Source organism: Chryseobacterium sp. RU33C (genome assembly GCF_900156015.1).
Taxonomy (GTDB): Bacteria; Bacteroidota; Bacteroidia; order Flavobacteriales; family Weeksellaceae; genus Chryseobacterium; species Chryseobacterium candidae.
In genome coordinates this window covers 122,304-129,150 of sequence record NZ_FTMT01000016.1, presented here as the reverse complement: position 1 = coordinate 129,150, position 6,847 = coordinate 122,304, and the positions used below count along the sequence as shown (strand labels likewise).

At 39.1% G+C, this 6,847-nt stretch carries 4 protein-coding genes; 1 reads left to right on the top strand and 3 read right to left on the bottom strand.

What is annotated here, in order from left to right; all coding sequences use genetic code 11:
• Nucleotides 1–455 precede the first annotated feature (455 nt).
• Nucleotides 456–878 (top strand): cold shock domain-containing protein, encoded by a 423-nt coding sequence (locus BW946_RS14315; protein WP_076596824.1) that lies wholly within the window; start codon nt 456–458, stop codon nt 876–878.
• A 238-nt stretch (nt 879–1,116) separates the two neighbouring features.
• On the opposite strand, the gene BW946_RS14310 is transcribed toward BW946_RS14315, so the two are convergent.
• From BW946_RS14310 to BW946_RS14300, 3 genes are read right to left on the bottom strand one after another with little or no spacing between them, the layout of a single operon-like run.
• The gene (locus tag BW946_RS14310) at nt 1,117–2,568 is read right to left on the bottom strand and encodes a TolC family protein (RefSeq protein WP_076596823.1); all 1,452 of its coding nucleotides are present in this window, start codon (nt 2,566–2,568) and stop codon (nt 1,117–1,119) included.
• Nucleotides 2,549–5,671, bottom strand: coding sequence for an efflux RND transporter permease subunit (locus BW946_RS14305; protein ID WP_076596822.1), 3,123 nt, complete (start codon nt 5,669–5,671; stop codon nt 2,549–2,551). The genes BW946_RS14310 and BW946_RS14305 overlap by 20 nt, the downstream gene beginning before the upstream one ends.
• Before the next feature lie 28 nt (nt 5,672–5,699).
• Nucleotides 5,700–6,788, bottom strand: coding sequence for an efflux RND transporter periplasmic adaptor subunit (locus BW946_RS14300; RefSeq protein ID WP_076596821.1), 1,089 nt, complete (start codon nt 6,786–6,788; stop codon nt 5,700–5,702).
• Nucleotides 6,789–6,847: the final 59 nt, after the last annotated feature.

Genomic DNA, 6,847 nt, shown 5'->3' with positions numbered 1-6,847 from the left:
ACATACAAAAAACAAAATCAGAATAGGAAAATTCCTACTCTGATTTAAGTATATTTGAAATATTAAACTAGTCAACCTTTTTCAGGACTAGTCACCAATTATTACAACTTCCTTTATATCATTCCTGCCGAATATAAGGTATCACTTTAACCTTTTCTGATAATCAATCATTTAAAACCTGATTATTCATTTTATTGTTGTATATTTGTACATTATAAACCAAGTCTCTACTTTGTTTTCTGTAACGACCCGAATATTTTTTATTCAGTCTTTGCCTTTTGAGCAGCCATCTTTTTAACTTTTATTCTTCTATTAAGAACAATACTTGTCGGAATTTTAAAGCTCTGTATGATTGGGATTATCCAGGACAGAAAACATAGCCAGGCTTTATAGGGTCTAAAAACAGGCCAGATTGAACTCAATAATTTATAGAAACTAAATACTAAAAATAATTTATGGCAGATTCTTTTTCTAAAAAGGAAAATTTCAAGAAAAAAATTCAAAAGCAAAAAGAAAAGGCGCTAAGACGCGAAGAACGTAAAACGAACAACAACAAAGGAGCGGAGGATGTCTTCATGTATGTAGACGAATTCGGAAGATTAACTTCTACTCCCCCTGAACAAAGACAGGAAGTAAACCTTGATGATATTCAGCTGGGTGCAGCACCTATCATTGAAGAAGATCCAAGAAAAACAGGAATTGTTACTTTCCTGAGTGAAAAAGGATATGGTTTCATTACGGAAGATAATTCCAAAGAAAACATCTTCTTCCACAATAACAACTGTACAGAGCCGGTGAAAAAAGGAAACAAAGTATCTTTCGAAAAAGAGAAATCTCCTAAAGGATTTTCCGCTGTTGAAATTCAGCTAGTTAAATAATATGTACTTATAAAATGTTTCTGTTCTAAAAGCAGATTCATTTTAAACCATACACAAAGAGACTGCCCTTCGGACAGTCTCTTTTTTTAGGGACATATAAAAAAAAGTTAACTCAACTTGTAAAAAGTTAGATCGTATCGCATTATTTCAATGATCATTACGAAAATCCATAGAAGCTGATTAAAATACAAAAGGAGCTGCCTAAAAGACAGCTCCTTCATCGTAAAAAAAGTAAAAATCAATCCAGTTTCCCTCCCAATGCTTTAAACAGCAGGACGTTATTTCTGGTATTCTGGTGCTGAAACTGCAATAGATCAAGTTCAGCAGTCAGTTTGCTTTTCTGGGAATTGATCAGTTCGAAATAATTGGCATATCCAGTAAGATAAAGATCATTGGAGACCTCAACACCACGGTCAAGAAACCCAACTTCTTCTGATTTCAGTTTTAAAACACGTTCATAGATCTTAGTCTGTTTCAGAATCGACTGAAGTTCATTAAAAGCAGTTGTAATGCTTTTCTGATAATTTAAAAAGGCAATTTCCTGCTCTTTACTTGCTACTTTGAATTCATATTTCAACTGTCCTTTATTGAAAACAGGAACCATTAATCCTCCCAACAATTGCCCGGCCAGTGAACTTGGTTTAAAAAAAGTTTCTACAGAGAAAGAATTCAGTCCAAAACCGGCACCTAAATCAATTTTGGGGTAAAAAGCAGCTCTTGCAGCTTTCGCATCAGCCTGAGAAGCTTCCAACACATAATAATTGGCAGCCACATCCGGTCTGGAATGGATCACATTTTCTACATTAATGGTTTTATTCAAGACTTCCATGTTAGTAGGCATCAGTATTGAACCGCGCTTCACCTCTCCGCCGTAGCTTCCCGTTAATGTTGTAATCGCCTGTTCTACTGTAACGATTTCCACTTTGATGTGTTCAATCTCTGCCAGCCAGTTGTTATTCTGGGCTTTAAACTGCTGAACTGCCAATTCCGTGGCTTTTCCCACTTCACGCTGGGCCAGAACAATTTCAAAGGCTCTCTGCTGAAGTTTATAGTTCTTCTGATAAATGGCAAGACGGTTATCTAAAGCAACCAACTGGTAATACAGGTTGGCAATATCCGTGAAAAGCTCTACCTGTAATAATCTTAATCCTTCCGTGGAAGCAAGATATTTCTTTTGAGCTGCAATCTTCTTATTTTTCAATTTCCCCCAGGCATCAATTTCCCAGCTGCTCCTTGCGCCCAGCCAGTAATTAGGGGTAAAATCTCTGTTGATTTTCTGGTTTTCCGTTATATTGGGTGAAAGGTTGGTGTCATAGTTCCCCACTCCTTCCATTGTATATTTTCCGTAGCGGTCACCAGAAGCCTGCACTCCCACTTCAAGAGATGGCAATAAATCCATCTTTGATCTTTGAAGGAAACTGTTGGCAATCTCTACTCTCTGCTGTGCAATCTGGAAGTCAGGATTTGCCTGAACTACTTTATCGAAAAGCTCAAGCAGGTTTGGATCTGTAAAATAAGCTTTCAGGTTGATCTGCTGGAATTCATCCGGAGATTTGCTTTTGTCGGATTTAATGATTTCCTCCGGCAATTCCTGAGCTTTTTTCAGCTCCGTTACCTTGGGAACAGCACAGGAAACCAGGCTCAGTGATGCTATTCCATACAATATATTTCTATGATTTAATCTTTTCATCTTTCTTCTTATTTTCAAGTTTTGCAAAGAATATATACAGTCCCGGAATCACCACCAATCCGAAGATAGTTCCTATCAGCATTCCTCCTGCTGCCGCTGTACCAATGGAACGGTTACCGATTGCTCCCGCTCCTGATGCAATGCATAGAGGAATAAGCCCTGCTACAAATGCAAAAGAAGTCATCAGAATCGGTCTCAGACGCTGCCTTGCGCCTTCAATAGCTGCCGGAACAATATCAAATCCCTGTTTGTTTCTTGCTACCGCAAATTCTACGATCAGGATGGCATTCTTGGCCAGCAATCCGATCAGCATGACCAAAGCTACCTGTGCATAGATATTATTATCCAATCCCATTATTACCAAAGCGATATAAGAACCGAAGATTCCTGTCGGAAGACTCAATAATACCGGCATGGGAAGAAGGAAACTTTCATATTGCGCTGCAAGTAAGAGATATACGAATAAGAGACAGATCGCAAAGATATAAACGGTCTGGTTTCCTGATAAAATTTCTTCTCTTGTCATTCCGGACCATTCAATATCGAATCCTCTCGGCAAAGATTCTTTGGCTACACGTTCTACCGCTGCAATGGCATCTCCTGAACTATAACCATCAGCAGGCTCGCCGTTGATCATAGCGGACATATACATATTGTACCTTGTGAGTACTTCAGGACCATATACTTTTTCGATGGTGATGAAGGTTGAGAAAGGAACCATTTCGCCTTTGTCATTTTTTAAATATAAATTCAGAATACTTTCAGGCGTATCTCTATGTTCCGGACTTGCCTGTACCATCACTTTGTACATTTGACTGAAACGGATGAAATTTGTTGCATAATAAGATCCCAGCATCGTTTGTAATGTCGACATTGCGTTGTCTACTGATACGCCTTTCTTCGCTGCCATATCATAATCCACATTGATCATGTATTGCGGGAAAGTAGCGTCAAAACTGGTAAAACTGTTCTGCAGTTCGGGAGCTTCGTTTAATTTTTTAACAAAATCCTTCGTAATTTTATCTGTATTTTCAATTGTTCCTCCGGTTCTGTCCAGCAAACGCAATTCAAAACCACTGGTATTACCAAAGCCCGGAACCGTTGGCGGCGCAAAGATTTCAATCTGTGCATCTGCAATGCTTTTCGTTTTGTCTGAAAGCTCTGCAATAAGATCATTCACTGAGATATTTCTTTCTTTCCAGTCTTTAAGATTGATCATCGCCATACCGTAAGATGAACCTGCGATTTCTGTGACGATACTGTACCCCGCAAGTGTGGTCACGTTTTCCACTCCATTAATTTTCTTCGCAATAACCGTTACTTCATCCAATACTTTTTCTGTTCTTTCTACTGTTGCACCCTGCGGAGTGGTAATACTTACATACACCATTCCCTGATCTTCCATTGGAATAAATCCGGTTGGCAGGAATTTACTGGTCACAAAAGTAAGTCCCACAAATAGAAACAACAGCCCGAAAGTTACTGTAGTTCTTGTGGCAAATTTTGATAAAATACCTACATAACCATTGGTCAGTCTTTCAAAACCTGTATTGAAACTCTGGAAAGCTCTGTCGATAATGGTTTTCTTTTTATTGTGATCATGAGGTTTTAAAATAATCGCACAGAGTGCCGGAGTAAGCGTCAATGCATTGACACCAGAAATCACAATACTGATGGCCAATGTTAATGAAAACTGACGGTAAAATACTCCCACCGGACCATCCAGGAATGCCACAGGAATAAATACGGCAGACATTACGATCGTAATCGCTACTACCGCTCCTGCAATTTCTTTGGTGGCACTGATGGTGGCATCCATCGCATTCATTCCATCTTCCATTTTAACGTGAACGGCTTCAACGACGACAATGGCGTTATCTACCACAATTCCGATGGCAAGAACCAATGCGAACAATGTTAAAAGATTGACAGAGAAATCCAGCATATTCATGAATGCAAAAGTTCCTACCAAAGCTACGGGTACAGCCAGCACAGGAATTAATGTGGAACGCCAGTCCTGAAGGAAGATAAAGACTACGATTCCTACCAGAATAAAGGCTTCAATAAGGGTTGTTAATACTGCACTGATGGAAGCATCAAGGAATCTGGAAACATCATAAGCCATGTTATACTCCATTCCGGGAGGGAAAGAGGTGACTTTTAATTCTTCCATTTTTGCCTTTACACTTTCAATCACTTCAGATGCGTTGGAACCGGGACGCTGCTTCATCATGATTGATGCAGAAGGTCTTCCGTCTGTTTTGGAAACCATTCCGTAGTTCATCGCTCCGAATTCTACCTTAGCAATATCTTTAAGCTTTAAAATGGTTCCGTCCACATCAGACCTGATGGGAACTTCTTCATATTGTTTAGGCTCAAAAAACTTTCCTTTATATTTAATCACATACTGAAGCTGGCTGGAGGTTTTACCAGAGGTTTCACCTACTTTTCCTGGTGCTGCAGAAATATTCTGTTTTTGCAGGGAAGTGATTACCTCATCTGCAGAAATATTGTACGCTGCCATTTTCTGAGGATCAAGCCATACTCTCATCGAGTATTCTTTCTGTCCCATAATCTCAGCACGCCCTACTCCATCAATACGTTTCAGCTCCTGAAGGACGTTAATATCCGTAAAGTTATAGATGAACTGTTCATCCTGGCTGGGGTCTGCACTGGTGATATTAAGGTACATCAGCATACTGTTCACCTCTTTTTCAGTAGTTACACCCGCTCTGATTACTTCTTCAGGAAGCTCATCAAGAATAGTTGTTACTCTGTTCTGAACGTTTACCGCTGCTACATCAGGATCTGTTCCTACTTCAAAGAACACCTGAATAAGAGTAAGACCATCATTGGAGGTTACCGTAGACATATACGTCATCCCGGGTACTCCGTTGATCGCACGCTCCAGAGGCAGCGCTACCGCATTGGCAGACACTTCGGCGTTCGCTCCTGTATATTTTGCTGTAACGGTTACTGAAGGCGGTACAATATCGGGAAACTGGGTGATCGGCATTTTCAGTAACGCCATAATTCCCAGTAATACAAATAATATGGAAATAACCAACGAAAGAACCTTTCGTCTTATAAACATTTCTACCATAGTCAATTGATTTAAAGATTATGAAAGGTTAATACTTCTTTTTGATTTTGATAATATCACCATCTTTCAAAGACTGAGTTCCTTCATAAATGATTAAATCTCCTTTTTTAAGACCGCTTTCCACCATATAAGAATCTCTCAGGGTAGTTCCGATCTTAATATTGGTCATTTTCACTTTATTCTGTTTATCCACAACAAAAACATAGGTCTTATCCTGAATGGAGAAGGTTGATTTTTGCGGAATAAGGATCGCATTATTTTGTTGTTCGGAAATGATAAGCTTCCCGGAAGTACCGTGTTTAATCAAACGGTCCGGATTCGGGAAAAGCACTTTATAACGTATGGAACCTGTGGTTCTGTCGATTTCTCCTTCAGCGGTTTTCAAAGCTCCGTTGAACTGGTAATTCACTCCGTTTGGCAGTGTCAGTTCGATCTTTTGATGATTTCCGATCTTATCGTTGGCTAAAAGCTCAAAATATAAGTTTTCAGGAATGGAAAAGTAGGCATACACTTCATTCAATTGAGAGAGTGTGGTCAGCAAAGTACCGTTTTCCACCAAACTTCCATCTTTATGGGGAATTACATCAATCACTCCATCAAAAGGTGCCGTAATTCTTGTAAAGCTTATTTTCTGAAGAACGGTTCTCTTTTCTGCATCGGCAAATGCATGTTTTGCTTTGGCAGAGGATAATTTGGCTTTCACCATTTCCAGCTCATTGTTGGCCACAAATTTTTTGGCATGAAGACTCTGAATCTGTTTCAGTTCTACTTCTGCAATACGAACATCTGCCTCAGTCTGTTTTAATGCTGCATTGGCTTTCAGCAGTTCCATTTGCAGTTCGGCATCATTGATTTTAAATAAAGCCTGCCCCTGATGGACAAACTGCCCCTCATTTACATAGATATGCTGTATAATACCTCCGATTCTGGAACGCATTTCAACATTCTTTTTAGCCTGAATATCAGTGACAAACTGGTTGCTCACCAATGTATCTTTTTCTTTGATTTCCAGTACGGGAACTTCTTTATTTTTCTGATTGTTTTTTTCCCTGTCTTTACTGCATGACACAGCGAATAATGTTGCAAGAATGCAAATTATTACGTTTTTACAATACATTTTTAAATGTTTAAGTTATAAGATTTCCGTTAAAATGATTTGGTTTTCAAAAACTTAAA

Bases quoted from the DNA above. Each gene is read 5' to 3' on its own strand.
- BW946_RS14315 (WP_076596824.1), top strand. From the start codon at position 456: ATGGCAGATTCTTTTTCTAAAAAGGAAAATTTCAAGAAAAAAATTCAA.
- BW946_RS14310 (WP_076596823.1), bottom strand. From the start codon at position 2,568: ATGAAAAGATTAAATCATAGAAATATATTGTATGGAATAGCATCACTG.
- BW946_RS14305 (WP_076596822.1), bottom strand. From the start codon at position 5,671: ATGGTAGAAATGTTTATAAGACGAAAGGTTCTTTCGTTGGTTATTTCC.
- BW946_RS14300 (WP_076596821.1), bottom strand. From the start codon at position 6,788: ATGTATTGTAAAAACGTAATAATTTGCATTCTTGCAACATTATTCGCT.